This is a genomic window from Neorhizobium sp. BT27B, assembly GCF_050455485.1.
In the GTDB taxonomy this organism is placed as follows: Bacteria; Pseudomonadota; Alphaproteobacteria; order Rhizobiales; family Rhizobiaceae; genus Neorhizobium.
Genome location: NZ_JBCIYT010000007.1, coordinates 235088 through 260716, shown reverse-complemented (window position 1 = coordinate 260716; position 25629 = coordinate 235088). Strand labels below are relative to the sequence as shown.

The 25629-nt window shown below is 60.0% G+C and carries 21 protein-coding genes and 2 riboswitches; of the genes, 7 read left to right on the top strand and 14 right to left on the bottom strand.

Annotated features, from left to right (window positions below; genetic code table 11):
* Nucleotides 1-18: 18 nt before the first annotated feature.
* Nucleotides 19-3477, bottom strand: coding sequence for a pyruvate carboxylase (gene pyc, locus AAIH70_RS20230; protein WP_132277457.1), 3459 nt, complete (start codon nt 3475-3477; stop codon nt 19-21).
* 106 nt (nt 3478-3583) lie between these two features.
* Entirely contained in the window at nt 3584-4324 is a 741-nt protein-coding gene (locus tag AAIH70_RS20225; protein WP_132277455.1) for a helix-turn-helix transcriptional regulator, read from the bottom strand.
* Between the two features lie 446 nt (nt 4325-4770).
* Between AAIH70_RS20225 and AAIH70_RS20220 the strand changes: the two genes are divergently transcribed.
* From AAIH70_RS20220 to AAIH70_RS20200, 5 genes are all read left to right on the top strand, one after another.
* Nucleotides 4771-7899 carry a helicase-related protein gene (locus tag AAIH70_RS20220; protein ID WP_207908283.1) on the top strand — a complete coding sequence of 1043 codons (3129 nt, stop codon included), beginning with the start codon at nt 4771-4773 and terminating at the stop codon, nt 7897-7899.
* Between the two features lie 4 nt (nt 7900-7903).
* Nucleotides 7904-8329: an RNA-binding S4 domain-containing protein gene (locus AAIH70_RS20215; RefSeq protein ID WP_132277451.1), complete on the top strand. Its 426-nt coding sequence runs from the start codon at nt 7904-7906 to the stop codon at nt 8327-8329.
* Between the two features lie 197 nt (nt 8330-8526).
* Nucleotides 8527-8865: a ferredoxin FdxA gene (gene fdxA, locus AAIH70_RS20210; protein ID WP_132277449.1), complete on the top strand. Its 339-nt coding sequence runs from the start codon at nt 8527-8529 to the stop codon at nt 8863-8865.
* Between the two features lie 422 nt (nt 8866-9287).
* On the top strand, nt 9288-9860 hold the full coding sequence (locus tag AAIH70_RS20205) for a CarD family transcriptional regulator (RefSeq protein ID WP_132277447.1): 573 nt from the start codon (nt 9288-9290) through the stop codon (nt 9858-9860).
* A gap of 310 nt (nt 9861-10170) precedes the next feature.
* On the top strand, nt 10171-11034 hold the full coding sequence (locus AAIH70_RS20200; protein WP_132277445.1) for an RNA polymerase factor sigma-32: 864 nt from the start codon (nt 10171-10173) through the stop codon (nt 11032-11034).
* 134 nt (nt 11035-11168) lie between these two features.
* On the opposite strand, the gene AAIH70_RS20195 is transcribed toward AAIH70_RS20200, so the two are convergent.
* The 7 genes from AAIH70_RS20195 to AAIH70_RS20165 form a co-directional block, all read right to left on the bottom strand.
* The gene (locus AAIH70_RS20195) at nt 11169-12719 is read right to left on the bottom strand and encodes a M48 family metalloprotease (RefSeq protein ID WP_245519257.1); all 1551 of its coding nucleotides are present in this window, start codon (nt 12717-12719) and stop codon (nt 11169-11171) included.
* A gap of 232 nt (nt 12720-12951) precedes the next feature.
* Nucleotides 12952-13671 carry an ATP-binding cassette domain-containing protein gene (locus AAIH70_RS20190; RefSeq protein WP_132277443.1) on the bottom strand — a complete coding sequence of 240 codons (720 nt, stop codon included), beginning with the start codon at nt 13669-13671 and terminating at the stop codon, nt 12952-12954.
* Nucleotides 13668-15293 (bottom strand): thiamine/thiamine pyrophosphate ABC transporter permease ThiP, encoded by a 1626-nt coding sequence (thiP, locus tag AAIH70_RS20185; RefSeq protein ID WP_132277441.1) that lies wholly within the window; start codon nt 15291-15293, stop codon nt 13668-13670. The genes AAIH70_RS20190 and thiP overlap by 4 nt, the downstream gene beginning before the upstream one ends.
* A gap of 3 nt (nt 15294-15296) precedes the next feature.
* The gene (thiB, locus tag AAIH70_RS20180) at nt 15297-16313 is read right to left on the bottom strand and encodes a thiamine ABC transporter substrate binding subunit (protein ID WP_132277439.1); all 1017 of its coding nucleotides are present in this window, start codon (nt 16311-16313) and stop codon (nt 15297-15299) included.
* 38 nt (nt 16314-16351) lie between these two features.
* Nucleotides 16352-16456, bottom strand: a riboswitch (TPP riboswitch).
* A gap of 50 nt (nt 16457-16506) precedes the next feature.
* Nucleotides 16507-16959 (bottom strand): response regulator, encoded by a 453-nt coding sequence (locus AAIH70_RS20175; RefSeq protein WP_430035234.1) that lies wholly within the window; start codon nt 16957-16959, stop codon nt 16507-16509.
* A gap of 161 nt (nt 16960-17120) precedes the next feature.
* Nucleotides 17121-18950, bottom strand: a complete 1830-nt coding sequence (locus tag AAIH70_RS20170; RefSeq protein ID WP_430035232.1) for an ABC-F family ATP-binding cassette domain-containing protein — start codon at nt 18948-18950, stop codon at nt 17121-17123.
* A gap of 3 nt (nt 18951-18953) precedes the next feature.
* A complete protein-coding gene (locus AAIH70_RS20165; RefSeq protein WP_132277433.1) occupies nt 18954-19604 on the bottom strand; it encodes a thiamine diphosphokinase in 651 nt (216 codons plus the stop codon).
* A gap of 154 nt (nt 19605-19758) precedes the next feature.
* Nucleotides 19759-19836: riboswitch (SAM riboswitch) on the top strand.
* A 59-nt stretch (nt 19837-19895) separates the two neighbouring features.
* On the opposite strand from AAIH70_RS20165, the gene metA reads away from it, so the two are divergent.
* Together metA and AAIH70_RS20155 are read left to right on the top strand one after the other, a co-directional pair.
* The gene (metA, locus tag AAIH70_RS20160; protein WP_132277431.1) at nt 19896-20822 is read left to right on the top strand and encodes a homoserine O-acetyltransferase MetA; all 927 of its coding nucleotides are present in this window, start codon (nt 19896-19898) and stop codon (nt 20820-20822) included.
* Nucleotides 20823-20945: 123 nt separating this feature from the next.
* A complete protein-coding gene (locus AAIH70_RS20155; protein ID WP_132277429.1) occupies nt 20946-21965 on the top strand; it encodes an aldose epimerase family protein in 1020 nt (339 codons plus the stop codon).
* Here AAIH70_RS20155 and AAIH70_RS20150 read toward each other — a convergent pair whose 3' ends face one another.
* The 5 genes from AAIH70_RS20150 to AAIH70_RS20130 form a co-directional block, all read right to left on the bottom strand.
* Nucleotides 21966-22619 (bottom strand): exopolysaccharide biosynthesis protein, encoded by a 654-nt coding sequence (locus AAIH70_RS20150; RefSeq protein ID WP_430035229.1) that lies wholly within the window; start codon nt 22617-22619, stop codon nt 21966-21968.
* A gap of 119 nt (nt 22620-22738) precedes the next feature.
* On the bottom strand, nt 22739-23413 hold the full coding sequence (locus tag AAIH70_RS20145) for a DUF2076 domain-containing protein (RefSeq protein WP_132277425.1): 675 nt from the start codon (nt 23411-23413) through the stop codon (nt 22739-22741).
* A gap of 25 nt (nt 23414-23438) precedes the next feature.
* The gene (locus tag AAIH70_RS20140) at nt 23439-24152 is read right to left on the bottom strand and encodes a Bax inhibitor-1/YccA family protein (protein WP_132277423.1); all 714 of its coding nucleotides are present in this window, start codon (nt 24150-24152) and stop codon (nt 23439-23441) included.
* Nucleotides 24153-24173: 21 nt separating this feature from the next.
* Nucleotides 24174-24947, bottom strand: coding sequence for an anti-sigma factor family protein (locus tag AAIH70_RS20135; protein ID WP_132277421.1), 774 nt, complete (start codon nt 24945-24947; stop codon nt 24174-24176).
* Nucleotides 24934-25479 carry a sigma-70 family RNA polymerase sigma factor gene (locus AAIH70_RS20130; RefSeq protein ID WP_132277419.1) on the bottom strand — a complete coding sequence of 182 codons (546 nt, stop codon included), beginning with the start codon at nt 25477-25479 and terminating at the stop codon, nt 24934-24936. Before AAIH70_RS20130 ends, AAIH70_RS20135 begins: the two co-directional genes overlap by 14 nt.
* Nucleotides 25480-25629: the final 150 nt, after the last annotated feature.

Below are 25629 nucleotides of genomic sequence, written 5' to 3'. Positions count from 1 at the left end.
AGGCGTCCGCTATCGATTTTAGCTGCCGTAAACGATCAGCAGGTCCTTGGCGTCGATCTGGTCGCCGGCTTTCACCAGCACTTCCGAGATCGTGCCGTCCTTTTCCGCGTGCAGCGCGGTTTCCATCTTCATCGCCTCGATGGAGAGCAGAACGTCGCCTGCCTGAACCGTCTGGCCGGCTGAGACTGCCACCGTCGAAACGACACCCGGCATCGGAGCACCAAGATGGGCGGCATTGCCGACCTCGGCCTTGCGGCGCACGGCGCTGGCAGACGTTCGGTTGCGATCCGGCACCTTGATGCGGCGCGGCTGGCCGTTCAGCTCGAAGAAGGCCGTCACCATGCCCTGCGCATCCGGCGCACTGGTTGCCTGGTTGACGATGACCAGCGTCTTACCCTTTTCGATGTCGGCCAGCAGTTCCTCGCCATCCGCCATGCCGTAGAAATAGGCGTGGGTCGGCAGAACCGAGACCGGTCCATAGGTGTCCGATGCCAGCGCAAAATCGGTGAACACCTTTGGATACATCAGGTAGGAGGCGAACTCGAAATCGTCGACCTTGCGCTCCAGCTTGGTCTCGACCTCCTTGCGTTCGGCATCGAGATCGGCCGGCGCCAGCAGTGAGCCGGGAACGGCCGTATAGGGCTTGTCACCCTTCAGCGCCTTTTTCTGGATCGCTTCCGGCCAGCCGCCCGGAGGCTGGCCAAGATCGCCCTTCAGCATGGCGACGACCGAATCCGGGAAGGCGATATCCTTGGCCGGATTTTCGACATCGGCGACGGTGAGGTCCTGAGAAACCATCATCAGCGCCATGTCGCCCACCACCTTGGAGGACGGGGTGACTTTGACGATATCGCCGAACATCTGGTTCACGTCGGCATAGGTCTGGGCAACCTTGTGCCATTTGGTATCCAGCCCCAGCGAACGTGCCTGTTCCTTGAGGTTGGTGAACTGGCCGCCCGGCATTTCGTGCAGATAGACTTCCGAGGCCGGTCCCTTGAGATCGCTTTCGAAGGCCGCGTATTGGCCGCGCACTGCTTCCCAATAGAACGAGATCTTTCGGATCCATTCGGGATCGAGACCCGGATCACGCTCGGTGCCGGAAAGTGCTTCTACGATCGAGCCGAGGCATGGCTGCGACGTGTTGCCCGACAGCGCATCCATGGCGGCATCGACGACATCGACGCCTGCTTCCACGGCGGCAAGCACGGTCGCGGCGGAAATGCCGGATGTGTCATGCGTGTGGAAATGGATCGGCAGCGATGTTGCTTCGCGCAACGCCTTGAACAGGATTTTGGCAGCCGCCGGCTTCAACAGGCCGGCCATGTCCTTGACGGCGATGATATGGGCGCCGGCCTTTTCCAGTTCCTGCGCCAATGCGACATAATATTTGAGGTCGTATTTCGGGCGGGCGGAATTGGTGAGGTCGCCGGTATAGCAGATCGCCGCCTCGCAGAGCCGGTTCTCCTCGTTCACCGCATCCATCGACACGCGCATGTTGTCGACCCAGTTCAGGCAGTCGAACACGCGGAACAGATCGATGCCGCCCTTGGCGGCCTGACGGACAAAATATTTCACGACATTGTCGGGATAGTTCTTGTAGCCGACGCCGTTGGCACCGCGCAGCAGCATCTGCAGCAAAATGTTCGGTGCACCGTCGCGGATCAGCGCCAGACGTTCCCACGGATCTTCGGTGAGGAACCGCATGGAAACGTCGAAGGTCGCGCCGCCCCAGCATTCCAGCGAGAACAGATTTGGCAGCGCGCGGGCATAGACGTCGGCCACGCGGGCAATGTCGTGTGTGCGCACGCGTGTCGCCAGCAGCGACTGGTGGCCGTCGCGCATGGTAGTGTCGGTCACCAGCACGCGGTCATGGCTTCGCACCCATTCGGCGAATTTTTTCGGGCCGAGTTCGTCGAGCTTCTGTTTCGAACCGCTCTGGATCTCGCCGCTGACATAGGGAAGAACCGGCTTGGCCGCATTGACCGAAGGCTCAGGCCTTCCCTTGGTTTCCGGGTGGCCGTTGACTGTCACGTCGGCCAGATAGGTCAGAAGTTTTGTGGCGCGGTCGGCGCGCTTGACCTGCTCGAAAAGCTCTGGCGTCGTGTCGATGAAGCGCGTCGTATAGGTGTTGTTGCGGAATTTTTCGTGGCTGATGATGGCTTCGAGGAAGGTCAGATTGGTAGCGACGCCGCGGATGCGGAATTCACGCAATGCGCGGTCCATGCGGCTGATCGCCTCCTGCGGCGAGGCGCCTGATGCCGTCACCTTCACCAGAAGCGGATCGTAATAGCGGGTGATGATCGCGCCCGTATAAGCCGTGCCGCCATCGAGACGAATGCCGAAACCGGCAGCCGAGCGATAGGCGGTGATGCGGCCGTAGTCCGGAATAAAGTTCTGTTCCGGATCTTCGGTGGTGATGCGGCATTGCAGGGCATGGCCGTTAAGGCGGATGTTCTCCTGTGCGGGTACGCCGGATTCGGGTGTGCCGATCGCAAACCCATCGAGGATGTGGATTTGCGCCTTGACTATGTCGATGCCGGTCACGACTTCGGTGACGGTGTGCTCGACCTGAATGCGCGGGTTGACCTCAATGAAGTAGAATTTGCCGGTCTGCGCATCCATCAGATATTCGACGGTGCCGGCACCGATATAGTTGGTGGCCTTGGCGATCTTTAGGGAATAGGCGGCGAGTTCGGCCCGCTGCGCTTCTGAAAGATAAGGTGCCGGTGCGCGTTCCACGACCTTCTGGTTACGGCGCTGGATGGAACAATCGCGCTCGAACAGATGAACGACATTGCCGTGCGTGTCGCCCAGAACCTGGCTCTCGACGTGTCGGGCGCTCTCGACCAGCTTTTCGAGATAGACCTCGTCCTTGCCGAAAGCGGCCATCGCCTCGCGCTTGGCTTCGACGACTTCTCTCGCCAGATCTTTTGGATCGCGAATGGCGCGCATGCCGCGTCCGCCGCCGCCCCATGAGGCTTTCAGCATGACCGGATAACCGATCTCCTCGGCCATTTTTGCCACTTCCGCTGCATCGTCCGGCAGCGGTTCTGTGGCCGGTACGACCGGCACGCCGACCGAGATCGCCAGGTTACGGGCGGCAACCTTGTTGCCGAGCTGGCGCATCGTATCGGGTCGCGGGCCGATGAAGATGATGCCGGCCGCATCGCATGCATCGACGAATTCCGGGCTTTCCGACAGCAGCCCATAACCGGGATGGATCGCATCTGCGCCGGAAAGCTTGGCCACCCGGATCACTTCCGAGATAGACAGATAGCTCTCGATCGGGCCGAGATCTTTTTCCAGATGCGGGCCGCGGCCGACCTGATAACTTTCGTCGGCCTTGAAGCGGTGCAGCGAGAGTTTGTCTTCTTCCGCCCAGATGGCGACAGTTTTGATCCCGAGCTCATTGGCCGCGCGAAAAACGCGGATGGCAATTTCGGATCGGTTGGCAACGAGAATTTTCGAGATCGGCAAGACTGTACTCCCATTCGTACTTGCGATGTGCTGCAAGTGCGAGACGAGCACTAATATTCTGCCGGATCAAGTCCAATCTATCGCGGAAAAGGCGTGTGCGACAATCTCACGAGACAAGACCAAGCCGAAAGGCGATGGCGACGACATGTTGCCGGTTGCTGGCCTCGAACTTTTCCTGAATGGCATTGATGTACCAATCGACGGTATGGTTCGAAATGGTCAGCGTCTTGGCGATCTCGTGAGACGTCATGCCTTCGGCGAGAAGATGCAGCACTTCTGTTTCACGGCGCGTTAATGTCGTCTCGACCGATTTGATCGCTTCGAAATGCGAGGTCTGTCCACCGAGTTCCAGCGTGCGCCAGAACATCTTTTTCGCAGCGGCATCAAACATCGTCATTTCTGCTGGCGAAAGATCGATGAACTGGCCGCCGATGCTTACATGGCCCAGCAGGCCATTGCGGCCATGGATCGGAAACGTATAGCCGTCATGCAGCCCGCTGCGAGACGCGTCCTGCATCATCCGCTGGATGCGCTTTCGATTGGGATCGCTGCGAAACATGCTGACTGCTTCACGCCAGCGAAAAGGTCGCTGTGCCACCGCGAGCATCCGGATCGTCGGATCGACAAGGCCGAATTTCTTGGCGGCATATGTTTCCTGCCAACCATCGGGCGAGCGTCCCCACAGGACTGTACTATCGAGATAGCCCAGCGATTTGGATTTCATCCAGACGCCGTAGTAGCTGAAATTGTAATTCTTCAGCACCGCCTCGAATTCCGCTGCCAGTTCTGTCTGGCTTTTCGCCTCGTGGGCCAAGACCAAAAATTGTAAAATCGAGTGAACTGTCACTCTAGCCCTCCGGCAACGGAAAAATTCGCACGCTTGTTCTCAATCAATTCAGTTTGTCTGACCAACTCTTGATTCATAGTCAGTACCGTTTCTTAGCAATGGATAAAGGATAGAGCATGAAATCTTGCATTCAAATAAGAGCATGAATCGTATTTATACCCTCATTGTCCACCGCAAAATAAGTTTAAGGTTAGGTTCTCCGGAACAAATGCGGAATCCGGGCAAGTCAGCGATTCGTCGCCGTTTCGTTCCCACCCTGTTCCAAGCAGCGGAAAAGACTCGGTTTTTCTCGACTGCCCAGGTTTTTGCATTGATCGGCATCGTCCCATTGCAAGAAACGGCTTGCCTTTGAAGGTCACTATCGCCATCTGTGGCGAAGCCGTCGGCGGTCAAGTCCGCAGATGAACTCGTTTTCAGTGCGGACTTTTGTCTTGAATGTTCAGCCCATGATATTGAGCGGCCGCGGCGTTACCGCGGTGCTCGGACCGACCAATACCGGCAAGACGCATTTTGCGATCGAACGCATGGTGGCGCATGGATCGGGCGTCATCGGACTGCCGCTGCGCCTGCTTGCGCGCGAGGTTTATGTCCGTCTGGTCGAAAAGGTCGGACACCATAATGTCGCGTTGATCACCGGTGAGGAAAAGATCACGCCGCATATGGCGCGCTTTTCCGTCTGCACGGTGGAGGCGATGCCGCGCGAGACAAAGGCCGCGTTCGTCGCCATTGACGAAGTGCAGCTGGCAGGCGATCTCGAGCGCGGTCATATTTTTACCGATCGCCTCCTGCATCTGCGCGGTCGCGAGGAAACCCTTCTGCTGGGCGCCGCCACCATGCGGCCGATCCTCGAAAAACTGCTGCCGGGCATAACCATTGTCGAGCGGCCACGCCTTTCGCAGCTGTTTTATTCCGGCCAGAAAAAGATCACCCGCCTGCCGCAACGCACTGCCATCGTCGCCTTTTCGGCAGACGAAGTTTATGCGATTGCCGAATTGATCCGTCGTCAGCGCGGCGGTGCGGCTGTCGTGCTCGGCGCGCTCAGCCCGCGCACGCGCAATGCCCAGGTCGGGCTCTACCAGTCCGGCGATGTCGAATATCTCGTCGCCACGGATGCGATCGGCATGGGCCTCAATCTCGATGTGGATCACGTCGCGTTTGCGCAGGACCGCAAATTCGACGGTTACCAGTTCCGCAATCTCAATCCGTCGGAAATGGCGCAGATTGCCGGTCGTGCCGGTCGTCATCTGCGCGATGGTACCTTTGGCGTGACCGGTCAGGTGCAGCCTTTTGACGAGGAACTGGTCGAGCGGATCGAAAGCAACCAGTTCGACAGCGTGAAAGTGCTGCAGTGGCGTTCCAAGCAACTCGACTTTTCGTCGCTGCGCGATCTGCGCAACAGCCTCGATGTCAGCCCTGTCGTTCATGGTCTGACACGCGCCTTGCCGGCAACCGACAGTCAGGCGCTCGATCACCTGTCACGTTATCCCGAAATCCGTGATCTGGCGACGACGCCGGCGCGGGTTGAAACGCTGTGGGATGCCTGCGCGCTTCCCGATTATCGCAGAATTGCACCGGCGCATCACGCGGACCTGATTTCGACGCTTTTTTCCGATCTTGTACGGCATGGCGCGGTCAATGAAGATTTCATGGCCGAGCAGGTGAAAAGGGCCGACCGAACCGAAGGCGAAATCGACACGCTTTCGGCGCGAATCGCTCAGATCAGAACATGGACTTATGTTTCAAATCGCCCGGGTTGGTTGGCGCATCCGACACACTGGCAAGAAAAGACACGGGAAATCGAGGATAGGTTGTCGGACGCGCTACATGAAAGGTTGACGAAACGCTTTGTTGATCGCAGGACATCTGTGCTCATGAAGCGCCTGAGAGAGAATGCGATGCTGGAAGCAGAAATTAGTGTAAATGGCGATGTGTTCGTCGAGGGACATCACGTCGGACAACTTGCCGGTTTCCGGTTTACCGCCGTCTCTGGGACGGAAGGACCGGATGCCAAGGCCGTGCAGACGGCTGCGCAAAAAGCGCTGGCATTGGAATTCGAGGCACGTGCCGCGCGGCTTTACGCGAGCGGTAACGGCGACCTCGCGCTCGGCTCGGATGGTTTCGTCCGTTGGCTCGGCGATCCGGTGGCCCGTCTTGCGGAAAGCGACCACGTCATGCGGCCGCGCGTCATCCTGCTCTCCGACGAGCAGCTGACCGGCAATGCGCGTGATCACGCGGCTGCCCGTATCGAGCGCTTCGTCAATCATCATATCGCAACCGTGCTGAAGCCGCTCGACGACCTGTCGCGTGCCGAAGACCTGCAGGGCATCGCCAAGGGCCTGGCATTCCAGATCGTCGAAAATCTCGGCGTGCTGTTCCGCCGTGACGTTGCGGACGACGTCAAGTCGCTGGATCAGGAAGGCCGTGCCTCGATGCGCCGTTACGGCGTGCGTTTCGGCGCCTACCACATCTTCATGCCCGCATTGCTGAAGCCGGCGCCAGCAGAGCTGATCACCCTGCTCTGGGCGCTCAAGTACGATGGCCTCGACAAGCCGGGTTACGGCGAACTCATTCCGGCTCTGGCTGCCGGCCGTACCTCGGTCGTTGCCGATGCCACCTATGAGCGGATGTTCTATCGTCTGGCCGGCTTCCGATTCCTCGGCAAGCGCGCCGTGCGCATCGATATCCTCGAGCGTCTCGCAGACCTCATCCGTCCGCTCTTGCAGTGGAAGCCCGGCCAGCCGCGTCCGGAAGGCGCGTATGATGGCCGTCGCTTCACCACGACAACGGCGATGCTTTCCATCCTCGGCGCCACTGCCGACGACATGGAAGAAATTCTCAAGGGTCTCGGTTATCGTGCCGATGCCGTGAAGGCTGAAGAGGCCGCCGCATTCCTCGCCGGTGAGGATTCCAAGCCGGCGGCAGCGTCCGCTGCTGCGACCTCAGAGCCTGCTGTTGAAGCCGACGAAGCGGTTGCCACGGACGAAACGGACGCTTCCGAAGCGTCAGCGGAACCCGCGGTCGAAGCGGCCCCTGTTGAGGCTGGTGCAGAAGCCGTCGAGCCGTCGCCGGAAGTTTCCGCCGAAGTCGAAACTGCAACTGAAGCCGCACCGGCAGCCGATGCCGAAGCGCCTGTCGCTGAAGCTGAAGAGCCGAAGCCGGTTCTGTTGTGGCGTCCGGGTGGCGGTCGCAGCGAACAGCAGCGTGGCGGACGTCCGCAGGGCGATCGTCGTGGAAACAACAATAACCGTGGCGAAGGCCAGGCTGCAGCCGGTGAAGGCCAGCAGCGTCGTGACAACCGTCGCGGTGGCGAAGGTCGTAACCAGGAAGGCCGTGGCGATCAGGAAACGCGTGGTCGTGATGGCGGCAAGCCGAACCGTGGCGACCGTCGTCCCGACAATCGTGGTGGCGATCGTCCGCCGCGTGGTGACCGTCCGGATCGCAATGATCGCAACGACCGTAACAAGTCGCAGCAACCGGCCCGCTTCGAGGCACGCCCGCCGCGTAAGGAAAAACCGGTCGATCCGGATTCGCCTTTCGCAAAGCTGGCTGCTCTCAAGGAGCAGATGAAGAAGTAACGCCATGACGGAAAAGCCATCTGGAGATCTGCGTCAGCGAATCGACAAGTGGCTTTTCTTCACGCGCATGGCCAAGTCGCGTTCGCTGGCACAGGCCTTGCTCAATTCGGGCCATGTGCGGGTGAACGGGCTTCCCATCCGCAAGCCCAGTTTCGAGGTGAAGGCCGGCGACAAGGTCGAGCTTTCACTGGAGCGCCGTGATCTTATCCTTGTCGTCAGGTCCGCCGGCGAGCGTCGCGGTCCTTTCGAGGAGGCCCGGCAGCTTTACGAAGATCTGACACCGCCGCGGGAGGAAACCGCACGCCTGAACGCTTTCGAGCAGGCGCAGCGGACGCCTGGCAGCGGTCGACCGACCAAAAAGGAACGCCGCGAAACCGATCGTCTTTTTCCGGATGCGGGCGGTCCCGACATCGACTGGCGTGACGATTAGAACAAACCACCTAAAGCGGATGTTTTTTCGAAAAGCTTTATCCTTGCTAAGCGGCGTCAAAGGCTTTACCTGACGTTCGAAACAGCCGGATAGCCCGCCTCTGTCGTTCCAGCGGTCGCGTTGTCCTCGTCCGGCCCACAGGGCTCGACATTTCCCGAAATCGGGTTCCTGACCACCGTGTTGATCTGGAGTGCTTCATGACGTACGTCGTGACCGATAACTGCATTCGCTGCAAATATACCGACTGCGTCGAAGTCTGCCCTGTCGACTGCTTCTACGAAGGCGAGAATTTTCTCGTCATCCATCCCGACGAGTGCATCGATTGCGGCGTCTGCGAGCCCGAATGTCCCGCCGAGGCGATCAAGCCCGATACGGAGCCGGGGCTGGACAAGTGGCTGAAGGTCAATGCCGAATATGCGCAGGTCTGGCCTAACATCACCATCAAGCGTGATGCTATGCCGGAAGCCAAGGAAATGGACGGCGTCTCGGACAAGTTCGAGCAGTTTTTCTCGGCTGAGCCAGGCACTGGTGATTGATCCATCAGGGTATCAAACGGCAGTTATAGCTGCCGCCACCCTGCATATTCGAGCGGAAGCAACCAATGCCGTTTGGCATTGCCTAACCTTTGCGCAGTGATTCGGGCGTTGTTTCTTCGCAACGGCGAAACCAAATCATTGATTTCCGCCTATTTTTGTGGTAGACAACTCTTACTGTTCCACAAAGCGGCATGCGTGTGCCCTAAAAACATCACGAAAACAACACGTCCCTTTTGCGCGATCCCCTGAGTTGCCATCAAGTCCGGGTGTCTGTCGCTAATTGTGATCCTGTTGTTTTTTTCGCACGCGCGTCAAGCGGACCAGTAATGGAGTCACCCGACGGTTTCCCCCGTCTCATCCGGGCCTGACTGACCCGGCCCCGGCAAGAACGCCGGGAGCGTAACAGGGAGAGTATTGTAAGAATGACGACCCAGCAGAAAAAATCTTCAGCGCGCCACGGCTTCAAGACTGGTGAATCCATTGTCTATCCGGCGCATGGAGTGGGCACGATCTCCACAATCGAAGAGCAGGAAGTGGCGGGCATGAAGCTCGAACTTTTCGTCATCGATTTCGAAAAGGATAAGATGCGCCTCAAGGTGCCGGTCGCCAAGGCTGTCAGCATCGGCATGCGCAAGCTTTCCGAAACGGACTTCGTCGAACGTGCATTGAAGGTCGTTCAGGGCAAGGCCCGCGTCAAGCGCACCATGTGGTCGCGTCGCGCTCAGGAATATGATGCAAAGATCAATTCCGGCGACCTGATCTCGATTGCAGAAGTTGTCCGCGATCTCTATCGCGCTGAAAATCAGCCGGAACAGTCCTATTCCGAGCGTCAGCTCTATGAGGCTGCTCTTGACCGCATGGCGCGTGAAATTGCCGCCGTCAACAAGATGTCTGACACCGAGTCCGTTCGCCTGATCGAGACCAATCTCGCCAAGGGCCCGAAGCGTGGCAAGTCGGTCGAAGACGACGATGCACAAGAGGAAGAAGCAGCCTGATCAAGGCGGCATTGACCTGAATTAAAAAACCCGGCTCTGCCGGGTTTTTTATTGGAACCATTTCTGGTCCCATGCGTTACCCCGCCGGAACGGCGCTCTGGTGTTTGATGGAACCGGGCGCAGTTTTCATCCACGGGGGACATGGCGCAAGCTGCGTATCCCTTAAGACGAGCGACACAACGAGGGGCGCAACGACACCACAATCTCACGCCAAAAATGCCGTATTTCAAGGGTTTAACCCCCGCTTACGTTTTTGGTCCCGTGAAATTGCGATGTCTTTGCCGGATCAACTTGTTTCAAGGAGACCGTGATGAATGCCATGTCCGCAGACCGCAATATGATCAAGATTGCCATGTCGGCACCCTACCTGGCTCGCGAGGAGGAAAAAGACCTCGCCGTGCGCTGGAAGGACGATCAGGACCAGGACGCACGCAATCAGATTGCACTTGCCCACATGCGTCTCGTGATCGCCATGGCATCGAAGTTCCGCGGCTTCGGGCTTCCCATGAGCGACCTCGTACAAGAAGGTTATGTAGGGCTGCTGGAAGCGGCGGCAAGGTTTGAGCCCGCCCGCGATGTTCGTTTCTCCACTTATGCAAGCTGGTGGATCCGCGCATCGATGCAGGATTACATCCTGCGCAACTGGTCGATCGTGCGTGGTGGCACCAGTTCCGCCCAGAAGGCGCTGTTCTTCAATTTGCGCCGCCTGCGTGCCAAGCTGGCGCGTGGCGACAACAATCTCACCGCCCAGGCCATTCACGAGGAAATCGCCGTGGCGCTTGGCGTCAGCGTTTCCGACGTTCAGACCATGGATGCACGCCTTTCCGGCAATGACGCATCGCTGCAGGCGCCGTCGATCGCCGGCGATGCCGACAGCGGGGAGCGCCTCGATATGCTGGAAAGCGCAGAGCCGCTGCCGGATGAACAGGTTTCCGGCATGATCGATGGCGAACGCCGCCTCAAATGGCTGCAGGGTGCGCTGACCAAGCTCAACGATCGTGAAAAGAAGATCATTCGCGCCCGCCGCCTGACGGATGACGGGGCAACGTTGGAAGCGCTTGGTGCGGAACTGGGCATTTCCAAGGAACGCGTGCGCCAGATCGAAAGCCGGGCCATCGAGAAGCTCAAGTCGGCGCTGGTGACCATGAACCCGCAGATGGCTGCCATTTCCTGACAACTGCCAAAACTCTGGAGGCGCCGATACGTGATGCGTATCGGTTTTGCCGTTGGTTGATATGAAAAAGCCTCCTGGCCGCGCGGTCAGGAGGCTTTTTGCATTTGGCTCTATATGCCGGATCCGGGTCGGGCCTATTCCGAAATGATCTTCACCTTTTGCCCCGCCGATACGGTTGCACTGGCGGGCATGGCGTTGATCAGCTTGAACAGGTCGAGCTTGCGATCCGTGCCCATCATGCGCGCCGCGAGGCTGGTGATCGTGTCGTTGGCAGCGACGGTGACGACGCGCACGCGCAGCGGCTTGAGGCTGGCGATTTCCTGCGGTGTCATGCGGCGAAAGCTCTGGCGCAGGATATCGGCCGTCGGCTGCAGGATGGCGCTACCTTTCGGCACCGCCGTCAGGAAACGAAAAATCTGCTTGTCAATGCGGATGACGGTAACGTCGAAATCCCAGCGCTCGGCACTGGCGCGGGCGGTTGCCGCCGGCAGGCCGTTGACGGTGATTTCCCGGACGGTATCGGGCAGCAGGCCGGCCACCCAGCCGCTGGTCATGTAATTGGTCAGGCTGCCGGTATCGCCGGCGGCCACACCGTCGAAGCGGATCGCTGTTTCGTTCGGGCCGGTTGCCAGAACGGCTTCGACCTTGTTGTCGATGCGAAACCCTTCCGGCACGTCGAAACGGATGCCCAGCCCGCCATGCAGGAAGGTCTCGTTGCGAACATAGCCTTCTTCCGGGCTGTCGCCGTAAAGCAGACCATCGATGCCGGCGAGGTAATAATCGCGACCACGGTCACCGACCGTGCCTTCCTGGCCGAAATTGCGGGCGTGCTGGCGCGCCAGTTCCACGCGCTGTGGCGCGTTCGGGTGGCTGGACAGAAAGTCGAGGCTCTGGTCATTGTCCGGATCGACCGCCGAATAACGGGCGTAAGCCGCCATGGAGTCGAGAAAGCGCGGCGAGGCATAGGGGTCGTAACCGGCTTCGCCCAGCATGCGCACGCCGATCACGTCGGCCTGCAGTTCCTGCTGACGCGAGAAGGCGGCGAGGCGCAGCTTGCCGCGCGCCAGCGCTGCCTTGCCGGCAAGATCGCTGGAGAGGACTTCGGCAACCACGCGGCTGGCGATCACTTCCGCTTCTTCACGCTTCTGGCGCTCGATGCCGTGGTTGGCGGTCACGTGGCCCATTTCGTGCGAGAGCACGGCCGCCACTTCCGAGGCGTCGTTGGCAAGTGCCAGCAGGCCGCGCGTCACGTAAAGATAACCGCCGGGTAGCGCGAATGCGTTGATTGCCGGGGAATTCAGGATGGTGATGCGGAAAGACTGGTTCGGGTTTTCCGACACCGCCGTCAGCGCACCGGCAATGCGGGCAACGAGGCGTTCCGTCTTGGCGTCGTGATATTCGCCGCCGTAGCTCGCCACGATGCGCGGATGCTCGCGCGCACCCATCTGCGCACGCGGATCGTTCTTCTGCACCTCGTCGACGATCTGCGGATTGGACGACGGCGAAACATTGGCCTGGTAGGTCTGGTCGAGGATGGACTGGCAACCGGACAGGAATGTTGCGCCTGCCAGCAACAGGCAAAGTCCTGCCGATGGCAGGCGTCTGCGCCTGACTGCAGGTGCACCGATGCGAGCTCCGATGGTGCTGCCTTCCGTCATATCTGTTGCCGCTTTGCCAACCGTCATTTGCTCAAGCCTGTAGTGGCAGGTCTGCCTGTCGGGTCTCCACGATGACCCGACGCCTGAAACCCGCCAAACGTCATATTCCACTTAACTGATTTTGCGTGCTGCATGCACGAATGTCCAAGGAAATAGAAAGAAGCCAAGCTTTTGCAAGTAATTACCAATCCGTTATCGTTCGGATAGCGGACTTTGCATCAGCCCACGTCCAAATTGTGGCACGCCCGTTGACGCTTTTTCACAAGTCGAGGAATTCCGTGAGGCCGGGCACGTCCCTGCGCATCAGAAATACCTCGATTTCCGCCTGCAAGGCGACCTCGCCATGATCGATGAACAGCGCGTGATCCGCAAGCTGGCGCACCTCACCGGCATCGTGGGTAACGATGGCGACAGTGTTGCCCGTCTCACGGTGAAGTTCCAGCAGCAGCCGTGCCATCGATTGTCGCAGGCCCGGATCAAGTGCGGCAAAAGGCTCATCCAGCAGAAGCACGGGGCGCTGCCGCACCAGCGCGCGGGCAAAAGCGGCACGCTGTCTTTCGCCGCCGGACAGAGTGCCCGGCATGCGCTTTTCATATCCGCCCAAACCCACACGCTCCAGCGCCTCGCTTATCCGTTTCCTGTCGCCGGAGGTGAGCTTCAGCGCGGGGTGAATGCCAAGGCCGATATTGGTGGCAAGGTCCAGATGGGCGAAAAGATTGTTATCCTGAAACACCAGCGACACCGGCCGCTGCGAAGGATGCAATGCCGTGACATTGCTGCCGCCAATCGAAATTTTTCCGCTGTCCGGTGTCTCGAAGCCGGCGATCAGGTTGAGAAGTGTGGATTTTCCCGATCCTGAGGGGCCGGTAATGGCGGTGATCGCGCCGCCTGGCAGTTCGCAATCGAACCGGAATTTTCGGGTGCCCAGCGTCAGGCCCACGTTCTGCACTCGAATGCCGGATGGCTCGCTGGCTGTCATCCTCGTTCGTCTTTCCTGTCGCGTTGACCGGCCGTGCCGGCAATCGTCAAGCCCAGGCACAGAAGGGCCAGAATCAGTGCAAACCCGTCCGCATCGGCGGTACGGTAGCTGCCCAGCCGGCTATAGACCAGCCAGGGCAGGGTGACGAGATCCTCCGATCCGAACAGCGCGACCGCGCCGAGATCACCGAGCGACAAAGCCATGGCGAAGGAGAGGGCTGTGGCGAGAGGGGTTTTCAGCACCGGCAGGTCAATCAGCCGCAGCCGTGTGAAGCCGAAAACGCCGAGATTGGTGGCCTGTCTGGCCGTCCGTTGCCTGTGTATCGCAAAGGCGGGAGACAGAACGCGCATCACGAAGGGCAGGGCGGTCATGGCGTTGATCATCACCACCAGCAGCGGTGCAAAGCGCGAAACCTCGCCGTAAGGCCGGAGCAGCAGGAACCAGCCGGTACCGATCACCACCGGCGGCACAAGCAGCACAAGCGATGACAGGCTGGCAAGCAGGGCGGAAAAACTGCGGGCGGTGAGGCCGGGTTTGCGGCTGTCGGCCAGGGCGGCGCGGGCATTGATGATGGTGATCGCCGCCGCCAGCGAGATCATTGCGGCCATAAGGGCGATCCACACACTCGTCCATACTGCCTTCCAGAATACGGGGGTGGTCAACAGCCGGGCAAAATCGGCTTTTACCCCGGCAACAAGGATGGAGACGAGTGGCAGGCACAGAAAGAGCACGGCGAGGACAATAAAAATTCCATCCCAGAAACGCGCAGCGCTGCTGCCGCCATCGAACCGCCGTGCCGAACGACCGGTGGCGGCATTGTCGTCCCCAGGTGTCGGCAGCAGCGCCATAAGAGCCAGAACCGATGCGGTGACGGCGATCTGCAGCAGGGATAGGGAGATGGCGCGCGCAGGATCGAAATCGAAGCGCAGCGACTGGTAGATCGCCACTTCCAGCGTCGTTGCTGCCGGCCCGCCACCAAGCACTAGCACAAGCGTAAAGCTGGTGGCGCAGAGCATAAACACCAATCCCGCAATCCCGGCCAGAAGTGGCTTCACCGCCGGCCACTCGACAAAACGGAATACGGAGAAAGAGGGCAAGCCGAGGCTGGCCGACAATCGCCAATATTCCGGCGGAAGGCGCTCCAGCCCGGCCAGAAGCAGCCGGCAGGCGAGCGGCAGGTTGAAAAACACATGTGCGATCAGAATACCGCTCAGGCCATAGATGCTGACCGGATCGCTGACGCCGATCATCGCCAGCCCGCTGTTGAGCACGCCGGTGCGGCCCCAGATGCCGATCAGGCCAAGCGCGCCGATCAGAACCGGCAGGCCCATCGGCACGGCCATCAGCCGGATGATCCAGATGCGGCCGGGGAATTTGGGCTGGCGTGCCAGCGCCAGCGCCAGCGGCAAGGCAAGTGCCACCGAAAGCAATGTCGAAAGCCCTGCCTGCAAAAGCGTGAAACGCAGAATACGCCAGACATAGGCATCGAACAGTGGTCGGCCCGTGTCACCGCTGTCGAAGAAGAGAAGGGCGATGACGGCGAGAGCGATGAACAGGGTGATGCCGGCGAAAACCACTCCGCCGCCGGCATATCCGCGTTGTCGCTCCGCCTTCGTCAGCATGGGTCAGTTCAGGCTCATGGCGGCCAGCCATTCATCGATCCAGGCGCGGCGGTTGTTTGCCACCTGTGCCGGGTCCATCAGAAACGTCTTTGACGGCTTCACCAGCTTGTCGAAAGCGTCCGGCAGCGGTTTGTCGGTTGCCGTTACCGGCATCATCCAGTTGGTGGTGGCGATCTCGTCCTGAAACGCTGGCGTCACCATGAAGGAGAGGAATTTCTGCGCCAGTTCCCTGTTCGGCGTGTTCTTCAAGAGACCGGCCACCTCGATCTGGATATAATGACCTTCGGAAAAGGCCGCGGCCTGATAGCGGTCGCTCTTATCCTCGACCATGTGATAGGCGGGCGAGGTGGTGTAGGAGAGTACCATCGGCACTTCGCCCTTGGTGAACATGCCATAGGCTTCCGACCAGCCGGGCGTTACCGTCAGCACGCGCTTCTTCAGTTGTGCCCAGGCTTCCGGCGCCTTGTCGCCATACACGGATTTCACCCACAAAAGCAGACCGAGACCCGGCGTCGAGGTGCGTGGGTCCTGAATGACGATTTTTTGGGAAGGGTCGCCCTCCACCAGTTCCTTCAGGCTTTTCGGCGGGTTCTTCAGCGTCTGCGTATCGTAGACAACGGCGAAATGGCCGTAGTCATAGGGCACGAAAATATCGTCCTGATAACCGCCGGGAACCGTCAGTTTCGCCGTGTCGACGCCACTCTTGTCGAACAGGCCGGTATCGATCGCCTCTTTCACGAGATTGGTATCGAGGCCGAGTGCGATATCGGCCTTGGTGCCGGCGCCTTCCAGCTTGAGGCGCGTCAAAAGCGCCACGCCATCGGCGACGGCGACGAAATTGACCGTGCAGTCGCAGGTCTTCTCGAACGCCGCTTTCACCTTGGGGCCGGGACCCCATTCGGCGACAAAACTTTCGTAGGTGTAGACAGTGAGTGTCTTTTTCTCCTGCGCATGGGCCGGCAGGGCAAAGGACAGAGCGGCAGTCAAAACCGCGGCAAGGGAAAATATTCGTTTGCGCATCGGCGCCTCCTCAATACGAATAATGGGAATAGGGCGCTGATGATGAGCCGTCTAATCCCTCCGCCGGTGTTAGCCGGATCAGGTTCCGCGGGTTGGCAAAAGCCTCTCAGCCGCATTTACATGCAGCACCCCGTTAGAGCGGTAAAAGATGTAATCCGTGCCTGCGATCTTGGCAAGCGCCGCCGATGGGGCGTCAGTGCTGGGTATGGCGGAACACGTGCAGCTCACGCGGCACGGCCGCGATGCCGCCGACGCGGCTGGCGATCGCATAATTGATCGACTGTTCCAGCACTTCCGGCATGGCCGGTTTGGTCAGCACACCGAGCGTGCCTTCGACGCCGTCATTCACGTCTTCCGGGTTGGCCGTCATGAAAATCACGGTGATGCCGAATTCCTCGGCCAGCTGCCGGGCGATCTCGGGTCCGGTCGGACCATCGGAAAGATTGATGTCGACAAGAGCAATGTCGGAAGAAGCCGCAAGTGCCATGGCATGCTTGCGTCCGCTGGCAAAACCGGAGACTTCCAGGCCCATTCCTTCAATGGTCTCGGCCACATCAAGTGCAATGAGGAATTCGTCCTCAACGATCATAACCCGTTGAATCATTTGTTTGCTCGCCACTCGGCGAAACGCAGAACTCGCCGACACGGAACGTCCCCTCGTTGAACTCGAAACATGTCTCCGGCACAGGCCTTTTCCAAGGGCATGTGACCGGATTACGTATCGAACGTCCAGCAAACGCTAATGTTCCGCCACGCGACAGATTTTTGTCGGTCTAAAATATTGTTAACAATAACATTTTGTTTGCATTAGCTTTCCAGCTCCTCGCGCAGCATTTCCAGCTCCAGCCATTCCTCTTCCATCTTTGCCTGTTTTTCACGCAAGGCCGCCGCCTGTTCCGCCAGTTTTGCAAAGGCTTTCGGGTCCTTCGAAAACAGGTTGGGGTCGGCCATGGCCTGATCGTGCTTGGCAAGCTCGGCTTCTGCCTTGGCGATTTCCTTCGGCAGGTTTTCGAGCGCAAACTTCTGCTTGAAGGAGAGTTTGCCCTTGGATTTCGCCGGCTCGCCAGCTGTCGATGACGATGCGGCGGGTGTTGCCACCGACTTTGCCTTTTCCGCCTTGCGCTTTTCGTCAGCGGCACCTTTTCGCTGCGCCAGCATGTCGGTGTAGCCACCTGCGTATTCGATCCAGTCGCCATCCGGTGCATCCGGGCTGGCCGGCGCGATGGTCGAGGTCACGGTGCGGTCGAGAAAGTCACGGTCGTGGCTGACGAGAATGACGGTGCCGTTATAACCCGCAACGATTTCCTGCAGCAGATCAAGCGTCTCGATGTCGAGGTCGTTGGTCGGTTCGTCGAGGATCAACAGGTTCGATGGCTTGGCCAGCATGCGGGCCAGCATCAGCCGGGCGCGCTCGCCACCCGAAAGGTTCTTGATCGGCGTGCGGATCTGCTCCGGCTGGAACAGAAAGTCCTTCATGTAACCGGCCACATGCCGCTGCTCGCCATTGACCAGCAATGTCTCGCCGCGACCGTCGGTCAGGTAATGCGACAGCGTGTCTTCGAGATCGAGATCTTCGCGCTTCTGGTCCAGCGTGGCGATTTCCAGATTGGTACCGAGCTTGATCCAGCCACTGTCGGGCTTCAACTGGCCGGTCAGCATCTTCAGAAGTGTCGTCTTGCCGGCGCCGTTCGGGCCGACGAGACCGATGCGGTCGCCACGATGGATGCGGATCGAGAAGGGTGCGACGATGGTGCGGTCTTCATAAGCCTTGGTGATGTTTTCAGCTTCCACCACCAGCTTGCCGGATTCGCGACCTTCGGCCACCGAGGCCTGAACAGAACCCTGCGCTCCCTTGTGGCCACGATAATCGGCGCGCATGGCCTGCAATTCGCCGACGCGGCGCATGTTGCGCTTGCGGCGTGCGGTCACGCCATAGCGCATCCAGTGTTCTTCGCGTTCGATTGCCTTGCCCAGCTTGTGCTGCTCGATCTCTTCCTCTTCCAGCACCTGATCACGCCAGGCTTCGAAATGGCCAAAGCCACGCGAAAGCCGGCGGGATGTGCCGCGGTCCAGCCAGACGGTGGCGTTCGACACCTTTTCAAGGAAACGACGGTCGTGGCTGATGACGACAAGCGCGCTGCGCGTCTTGCGCAACTCTTCTTCCAGCCATTCGATGGTCGGCAGGTCGAGATGGTTGGTCGGCTCGTCCAGCATCAGAATATCGGGTTCCGGCGCCATGACGCGGGCAAGTGCGGCACGGCGTGCCTCGCCGCCCGAAAGGCGGGCAGGGTCTTCCTCGCCGGTCAGGCCGAGATGTTCCAGAAGATAGGTGACGCGGTACGGATCATCGCCCGGTCCAAGGCCGGATTCGGCATAGGCCTGAACGGTGGTGTAGCCGCCGAAATCGGGCGCCTGTTCGAGATAGCGAATGGTCGCCGACGGATGACGAAAGACCTCGCCCGATTGCGCTTCGACAATGCCGGCAGCGATCTTCATCAGTGTCGATTTGCCCGAGCCGTTGCGGCCTACAAGGCAGATACGGTCGCCCGGTTCCACCTGCAGGTTGGCGCCGTTCAGAAGCGGCGCGCCACCAAAGGTCAGCAGGATGTCGTCGAGTTTCAGAATTGGGGGTGCCATGGTTCAGGCTCCGGTCAGGTCATAGGGGCGGGCGAGGACGATTGCCCTGCCTCGCTGAAGAGAAAATTCCACGGTGCCTTCCGCGACATTGGAAACGGTGCGCGAGGAGCCGAATGGAAGCGAAAAGTCGGTGACGGGATAACGGACGTTGCGGATATCGAGCCCTTCCAGATCGGAAAAGCCGAGAACCGAAAACAGCGAATTGCCGGGCAGGTCGAGAGTGATCGTGCCCGGCAGAAGCGGCACGGCTTCTTCCTCGCCCGACGTCAGAAGAATGTCGAACCCCTCCTCGGCCAGCCGCACGGCATGCAGCAGGTGTTGCAACGCATGGTCCGAGCGCTCGCCGCCCAGCGCGCCGGCAAGGATCAGGCGTTTTGCCCCGCGTGCGATGGCCTCACCGGTGGCGATTTCGCCGTCCGTTTCGTTCTTGGCAGGCGGATAGGACTGACGTTCGACATCGGGCCATTGCTGCTGAAGGCCGGCGTCGGACGAGTCGAAATCACCCACCCAGAGCTCCGGCTGCAAACCAAGTGCTGCCGCATGGCGCATGCCGCTATCGGCCGCAATGCTGCGGCTGCCGGCCAGTGCCTGTGTCAGGCGCTCGGTCACGGTCAGTGGTCCGCCAAGCAGAATGGTGAAGGTCGTTGATGTCATCGGCAATGCCCATAGCGCAAACCGGCGAAAAAGGGAAAGCGTGACGCCCAATTCCGATGATTTTCGTCAGGTGACGGAGAATGCCTGCGATCTGCCTCTTCAAGGCAAAATCATGCTGCCATTGACGGCAGCCTCAGCAAGGATTATCTCAAATGCTGAACTTCGTGGTGATTTGGCCGGCCGGCTTGCAGCCACGTTAAAAAAGTCGCTAAAGGGCCGCGAGGAATAGGTACTTCCCACGGACCGGTTTGCGATTTTTTGCGGCCGGTTTTCTGTTTTGTGGGTTCCAACATGCCGATCAAGATTCCCGATACCCTGCCTGCTTTCAAGACGCTGGTTCAGGAAGGCGTGCGCGTGATGACCGAGACCGCCGCCGTGCGGCAGGACATCCGCCCGTTGCAGATCGGCCTGCTCAACCTCATGCCCAACAAGATCAAGACCGAGATCCAGATGGCGCGCCTCGTCGGCGCCTCGCCGCTGCAGGTCCAGTTTTCGCTGGTGCGCATCGGTGGCCACAAGGCCAAGAACACGTCGGAGGAACATCTCCTGTCCTTCTACGAGACCTGGGAAGAGGTGAAGGACCGCAAGTTCGACGGGTTCATCATCACCGGTGCGCCGGTGGAAACGCTGCCCTACGAGACCGTGACCTATTGGGATGAGTTGAAAACGATCCTCGACTGGACGCATACCAATGTGCATTCGACGCTGAATGTCTGCTGGGGTGCGATGGCGTCGATCTACCATTTCCATGGCGTTCCCAAGCACGAGCTGAAGGAAAAGGCCTTTGGCGTCTACCGGCACCGCAATCTCGCGCCGGCTTCGGTCTATCTCAACGGTTTCTCCGACGATTTCCAGGTGCCGGTGTCGCGCTGGACGGAAGTGCGCCGTGAAGACATCGCCAAGGTGCCGGATCTGGAAATCCTGATGGAATCCGAGGAAATGGGCGTGTGCCTCGTGCACGAGAAAAAGGGCAACCGGCTCTACATGTTCAACCATGTGGAATACGATTCCACCTCGCTTGCCGACGAATATTTTCGCGATGTCGATGCCGGTATCCCGATCAAGATGCCGCATGACTACTTTCCGCACAACGACGCCGAACTGACGCCGCAAAACCGCTGGCGCAGCCATGCGCATCTGTTTTTCGGAAACTGGATCAATGAGATCTACCAGACCACCTCCTATGATCTGGAGGAAATCGGCAAGGATCGCGACTGATCGGTGCACCTTGCGACCGGGATCTCCCGTCGCAAGGTTTTCATAACTGCGAATATGCGTAACCCATTGCTAAGCCAACCCAAATGAGACAGGTTGCTGTCTCAGGTTGAGGGAGCTGGGTTTATGGTTGCAGGGGAACGCGAGGTTTTCGGTCACACGCCGAAGGGGGAGACCGTCCACCGGGTGACGATATCCGGTGGTGGATTGACCGCCAAGGTTCTCACCTGGGGCTCGGTCATTCAGGACCTGCGGTTCGAAGGCCATGAGGCACCACTGGTGCTCGGCCTCAACACGCTCGATGAGTATCTGCGCTATTCGCCCTATTTCGGCGCCACGCCCGGCCGCGTCGCCAACCGCATCAGCGCCGGCCATTTCGAACTGGATGGTCAGGCTTACCAGCTGGAACTCAACGAAAACGGTCTGGGCCATCTGCATGGCGGCAGCGACGGTATCGCCAAACGCAACTGGACGATCGTCGATCTTTCCGCCGACCGCGTCGTGCTGTCGATCACCGATGGCGATGGTCGCGGCGGTTATCCCGGCAACTGTACGATCACGGCGACCTATCATCTCAAGGATGATGGCGTTCTTTCGGTCATCTACGAGGCGATCACCGACAAGCCGACCATCTGCAATGTCTGCCAGCATTCCTATTTCAATCTCGATGGCAGCGATACGATCCTTGACCACCAGATCATGCTGGCCGCCGATCATTACCTGCAGGTTGACGACATGCTGATGCCAACCGGATCGCTCATTCCGGTCGCCGGTACGGATTTCGACTTTCATCAGATGCGGCCGATCCGCCGGGAGGTCGCCGGCCAGCAGGTGCCTTACGACCACAATTTCTGCCTCTCGACCGAACGGACGGAAAAACGCAGCGTGGCACTGGTGCGCAGTCTCCATTCCGGCGTGGCCATGGAAGTGCGCACCACGGAACCGGGCGTGCAGTTTTATGCCGGCGTGAAGCTGCATGTGCCGGTGTCCGGCATCGGTGGCCGGCCTTACGACAATTACGGCGGCTTCTGCCTGGAAACGCAGGTCTGGCCGGATGCCGCCAATCATCCGCGGTTCCCCAGCGCCGTGCTGCGGCCCGGCGAAACCCTGCGGCAGGAAACCGACTACGTGTTTTCGCGCAGTTGATTACTGGAAGAAGGTCAGGAGCAGATAGATCGCGCTTTTGATCATGGCGTAGACCACGCCTGCAACAACGCCGAGCGAAACGACACCGATCGCAGCGCCTGCGATCGTCCAGATGCCATCCTTTTCGAGAATGCCGAAGGCGATGACGCACAGCGCCAGCGCCGGCAGCATATTGCCGAGCGGGATGGGCAGCGCCAGCACGAGCGCGAGGACCAGGCAGAGGGCGCCGAGCAACCGTTCTGCCGGTGGCGCCGCGAACATTGTCAGCCGCGGTTTCAGCATCCGTTCCGCCTTGGCGATCCACGGATTGGCCTTGCTCATCATCGTGCCGAAATCGGTGCGCGCCATCGAGCGTGCGGAAATCAACTGCGGCAGCCAGGGTTTCCAGCCGAACATCAGTTGCACCGTCAGGAATATCAGCGGCACGCCCAGTATGGCCGAGGTGCCGGGTGGCACTGGCAGGCAGTTGGGCAGCGCGAAGACCAGGATCAGTGCGCCGATGGCGCGGTCCTTCATGCTGGCGAGGATATCGGCAACCGAGACACGATCGCGCGTTTCGTCGCCGGCAAGGTTTGCGAGGATTTCGGAAAACCGCAGAGCGCTCTGCTCGCAGTTGTGATCGTCGGCGACATGAGGGTGTTCTTCTGAGGCCATCGGGTCCAGAGGTAATGCGAATGCGCTGACGATGCGAGCCTTTTAGGCGAAGGACGTGACAGAAAAAAGAAATGGCCGCGGGCAGGCGCGGCCATTTCGGATGGTGAAGGCGATGAGGATCAGAAATCCATGTCGTCGCCGCCGTCATCCATTCCGGTGTCGGCATCTTCGGCCGGCTGTGCTGGTTCAGGGGCTGGCGTTTCCGCTGCCTGAGCCTCGTTGCCGCCCATCATGCCCATGATGGCATTGCCGAGCAGCACGCCGCCGGCGACACCCATGGCTGTCTGCGCAGCACCGGCCAGAAAACCGCCGCCGCCGCCCGCGCCACCAAAGCCGCCGCGCTGTGCGGCGCCCTGACGACCCCAGGGGCCGCTTGGCTGTCCGGCCTGCTGGCCGCCCGGCTGACCATTCGCGTCGCCATTGGCATTCTGGGCGTAACCCTGATTACCGTAAGCGGCAGCTGTCGCTGGTGCCGCACCGCGATAGGCGGCGCTGTTGGCGGGCTGCTGACGCGGCTGGCTGTTGTTGCCGAACAGGTTGGAGAGGAACCCGCCACCGCCTGCGGGGCGTGCCGAGGCCTGGTATTCCAGTTCCTCGATACGACGCTGGGCGGCTTCAAGTGCCTGCTCCTGCACGACGATCGTCTGCGCCATGAAATAGGGCGCTGCCGGCTGCGATGCGACGCGCTGGTTGATGAAGGTTTCGGCCTCGCCGTCCCGTGGTCCGGTCTGGCCTTCAACCTGCTTCAGTTTACCGAACAGGCCGTCGATTGCGTGGCGGTCGTTCTGGTCCATGAAGGATACTCCTTGGTTATGCGTCTTATTCTTCGCGCTGGCCGGTGAAGTTCAACAGCAGCTGGAAGATGTTGACGAAGTTCAGGTAGAGCGACAGCGCGCCCATCACGGCCATTTTCTGCTGGCTCTCCTGATCGTAGTTTTCGGCATACTGTTCCTTGATGTTCTGGGTGTCCCAGGCGGTCAGGCCGACGAAAACGACGATACCGATGACCGAGACGGCGAACTGCAGGGCGCTGGAGCCGAGGAAGATGTTGACGATTGAGGCGATCATCACGCCGATCAGACCCATGATCATGAACGAGCCGAACTTGGCGAGGTCACGCTTGGTGACGTAGCCGTAGAGGCTGGTCGCGCCGAACATGGTGGCGGCGATGAAGAAGGTGCGGGCGATGCTGGCACCGGTGAACACGAGGAACACGGAAGCGAGCGAAAGACCCATCACGGCGCAGAAGGCCCAGAAGGTCATCTGTGCCGATGCGGCCGACATCGACTGGATCTTGAACGAGAAGAAGAACACGAAGGCGAGCGGGGCCAGCATCACCACCCACTTGAGCGGCGACGAGAAGATCGGCACGTAGAGCGCCGGCGTGGTGCCGACGACGAAAGCGACGATGCCGGTGATGACCAGGCCGAGGCCCATGTAGTTGTAGATGCGCAGCATGTGCTTGCGCAGGCCCTCGTCAAATCCCGCGCGGGATTCGACCGAGGCATTGTAGCCGAAACGGGGCGTATTCATGAAATTGCTCCTCTGTTGAACTTAGTAAAGCGTGTCGGCGAGGGTTTGCGCCTCGTCCTTGAGCTGGTTGGCGTTGTCTGTTTCGGAAACGAGCGCATAGGCGACGTCACCGATCTGCCAGTAGGAAGCCTGCACACCGCCGGATTTGGTCAGCATCGCCTGCTGCACGGCAAAACTGCCGGGGCGTACGGCAAACAGCGACAGGCGTTCGGTGCCGTCGCGCAGGATGGTCACCTCGACGCTCGGGCCGAAGGCGGATGGAAAGATCTGTACGTCCTTCACCTGCCAGTCGGCCGGAATATCCGGCATGACGATGGCGGTGGCCGAGCGGATGTCGGCGGCGTCGTAATTGGCCGTTTCCGTCTGCGACGGCATGGTCGAGCGCAGTTTCGACGTCGTATGCGCACCGATCGCCGCATCGACAAAACTCGGGACCGGTGTCGAGGCTTCCACCGTGCTCGGCGTGAACGGGCCGACATAGGTATTGGCAACCCAGCCGGCGCACAGAAGCAGGCCGATTGCCGCCACGCGCTGGATCGAATGGATCATGCGGTTGCGCGACAGCGCACCTTGGAGGCGGCGGGCGGCCTCGCGGGTTTCGGGCCGGCCATGTGTCGGCGCCTTTGCCAGCGCCAGACGCAATTCGCCACGAATGGAAAGGTCGGCCATCACCTTGGCGGCGATCTCCGGGTGTTCGGACAGATGGGCCTCCACCTCGATCCGGCGCGCGGTGTCGAGCTGGTCGTCCACATAGGCGTCGATATCGGTGGGCAGGATCGGGTCAACGGGTTTCATCGCGTCCGCCTCCAATGATCTTCAGGTGACTGGGTGTGGCATTGCGCCGGCCTTCCTCGAAGGCGCGCAGTTTTTCGCGCGCACGCGAAATGCGCGACATCAGCGTGCCAACGGGAATGGAAAGGGCGGTGGCGGCCTCCTGATAGGAAAGGCCTTCGATCGCCACCAGATGCAGGGCATCGCGCTGCTCATCGGGCAGATCGTGAAACGCCTCGCGCAACTGTTTCAGGCGGATCGAGTGATGGGGATCGGTCTGCTCCACGGTGTCGACCAAATAGGCCGCGTCGTCATGGCGGCGATCCAGCGATTTGGCGCGGCGCAGGCGGTCGATATGGGTGTTGTGGACGATCGACAGCAGCCAGTTGCGCAGGTTGCCGCCGGTGCGGAATGTCGCCTTGCGTTCATAGGCGCGCACCAGCGCGTCATGGACCAGGTCTTCCGCATCATCAGGGTGGCGAACAAGCGAGCGCGCGTAACGACGCAAGCTCGAAAGCTGTGTCAGAACGTCGAAGGGCTGCCGTTTGTTGCTCATGATCCAGTATACGCAAGCCGCATGCGGTTTATTCCGCCGCGATGCTAAACTTTTTCCGACATGGCAAACGAAGCCTTTGTCAGGCCCGGTCAGATCGTAATGTCATGGATGTTTTTCGGAAAAATCTCTCCTGAGAGAGAATGGAGCGGG

Excerpts from the sequence above, each read along its gene's own strand:
- AAIH70_RS20150 (WP_430035229.1), bottom strand. The coding sequence starts at position 22,619 with ATGGCCTCAGAAGAACACCCTCATGTCGCCGACGATCACAACTGCGAG.
- AAIH70_RS20220 (WP_207908283.1), top strand. The coding sequence starts at position 4,771 with ATGATATTGAGCGGCCGCGGCGTTACCGCGGTGCTCGGACCGACCAAT.
- AAIH70_RS20140 (WP_132277423.1), bottom strand. The coding sequence starts at position 24,152 with ATGAATACGCCCCGTTTCGGCTACAATGCCTCGGTCGAATCCCGCGCG.
- AAIH70_RS20190 (WP_132277443.1), bottom strand. The coding sequence starts at position 13,671 with ATGACAGCCAGCGAGCCATCCGGCATTCGAGTGCAGAACGTGGGCCTG.
- AAIH70_RS20155 (WP_132277429.1), top strand. The coding sequence starts at position 20,946 with ATGGTTGCAGGGGAACGCGAGGTTTTCGGTCACACGCCGAAGGGGGAG.
- AAIH70_RS20130 (WP_132277419.1), bottom strand. The coding sequence starts at position 25,479 with ATGAGCAACAAACGGCAGCCCTTCGACGTTCTGACACAGCTTTCGAGC.
- thiP (WP_132277441.1), bottom strand. The coding sequence starts at position 15,293 with ATGCTGACGAAGGCGGAGCGACAACGCGGATATGCCGGCGGCGGAGTG.
- AAIH70_RS20170 (WP_430035232.1), bottom strand. The coding sequence starts at position 18,950 with ATGGCACCCCCAATTCTGAAACTCGACGACATCCTGCTGACCTTTGGT.
- AAIH70_RS20135 (WP_132277421.1), bottom strand. The coding sequence starts at position 24,947 with ATGAAACCCGTTGACCCGATCCTGCCCACCGATATCGACGCCTATGTG.
- AAIH70_RS20165 (WP_132277433.1), bottom strand. The coding sequence starts at position 19,604 with ATGACATCAACGACCTTCACCATTCTGCTTGGCGGACCACTGACCGTG.
- thiB (WP_132277439.1), bottom strand. The coding sequence starts at position 16,313 with ATGCGCAAACGAATATTTTCCCTTGCCGCGGTTTTGACTGCCGCTCTG.
- AAIH70_RS20145 (WP_132277425.1), bottom strand. The coding sequence starts at position 23,413 with ATGGACCAGAACGACCGCCACGCAATCGACGGCCTGTTCGGTAAACTG.
- AAIH70_RS20215 (WP_132277451.1), top strand. The coding sequence starts at position 7,904 with ATGACGGAAAAGCCATCTGGAGATCTGCGTCAGCGAATCGACAAGTGG.
- AAIH70_RS20205 (WP_132277447.1), top strand. The coding sequence starts at position 9,288 with ATGACGACCCAGCAGAAAAAATCTTCAGCGCGCCACGGCTTCAAGACT.
- metA (WP_132277431.1), top strand. The coding sequence starts at position 19,896 with ATGCCGATCAAGATTCCCGATACCCTGCCTGCTTTCAAGACGCTGGTT.
- fdxA (WP_132277449.1), top strand. The coding sequence starts at position 8,527 with ATGACGTACGTCGTGACCGATAACTGCATTCGCTGCAAATATACCGAC.
- AAIH70_RS20200 (WP_132277445.1), top strand. The coding sequence starts at position 10,171 with ATGAATGCCATGTCCGCAGACCGCAATATGATCAAGATTGCCATGTCG.
- AAIH70_RS20195 (WP_245519257.1), bottom strand. The coding sequence starts at position 12,719 with ATGACGGTTGGCAAAGCGGCAACAGATATGACGGAAGGCAGCACCATC.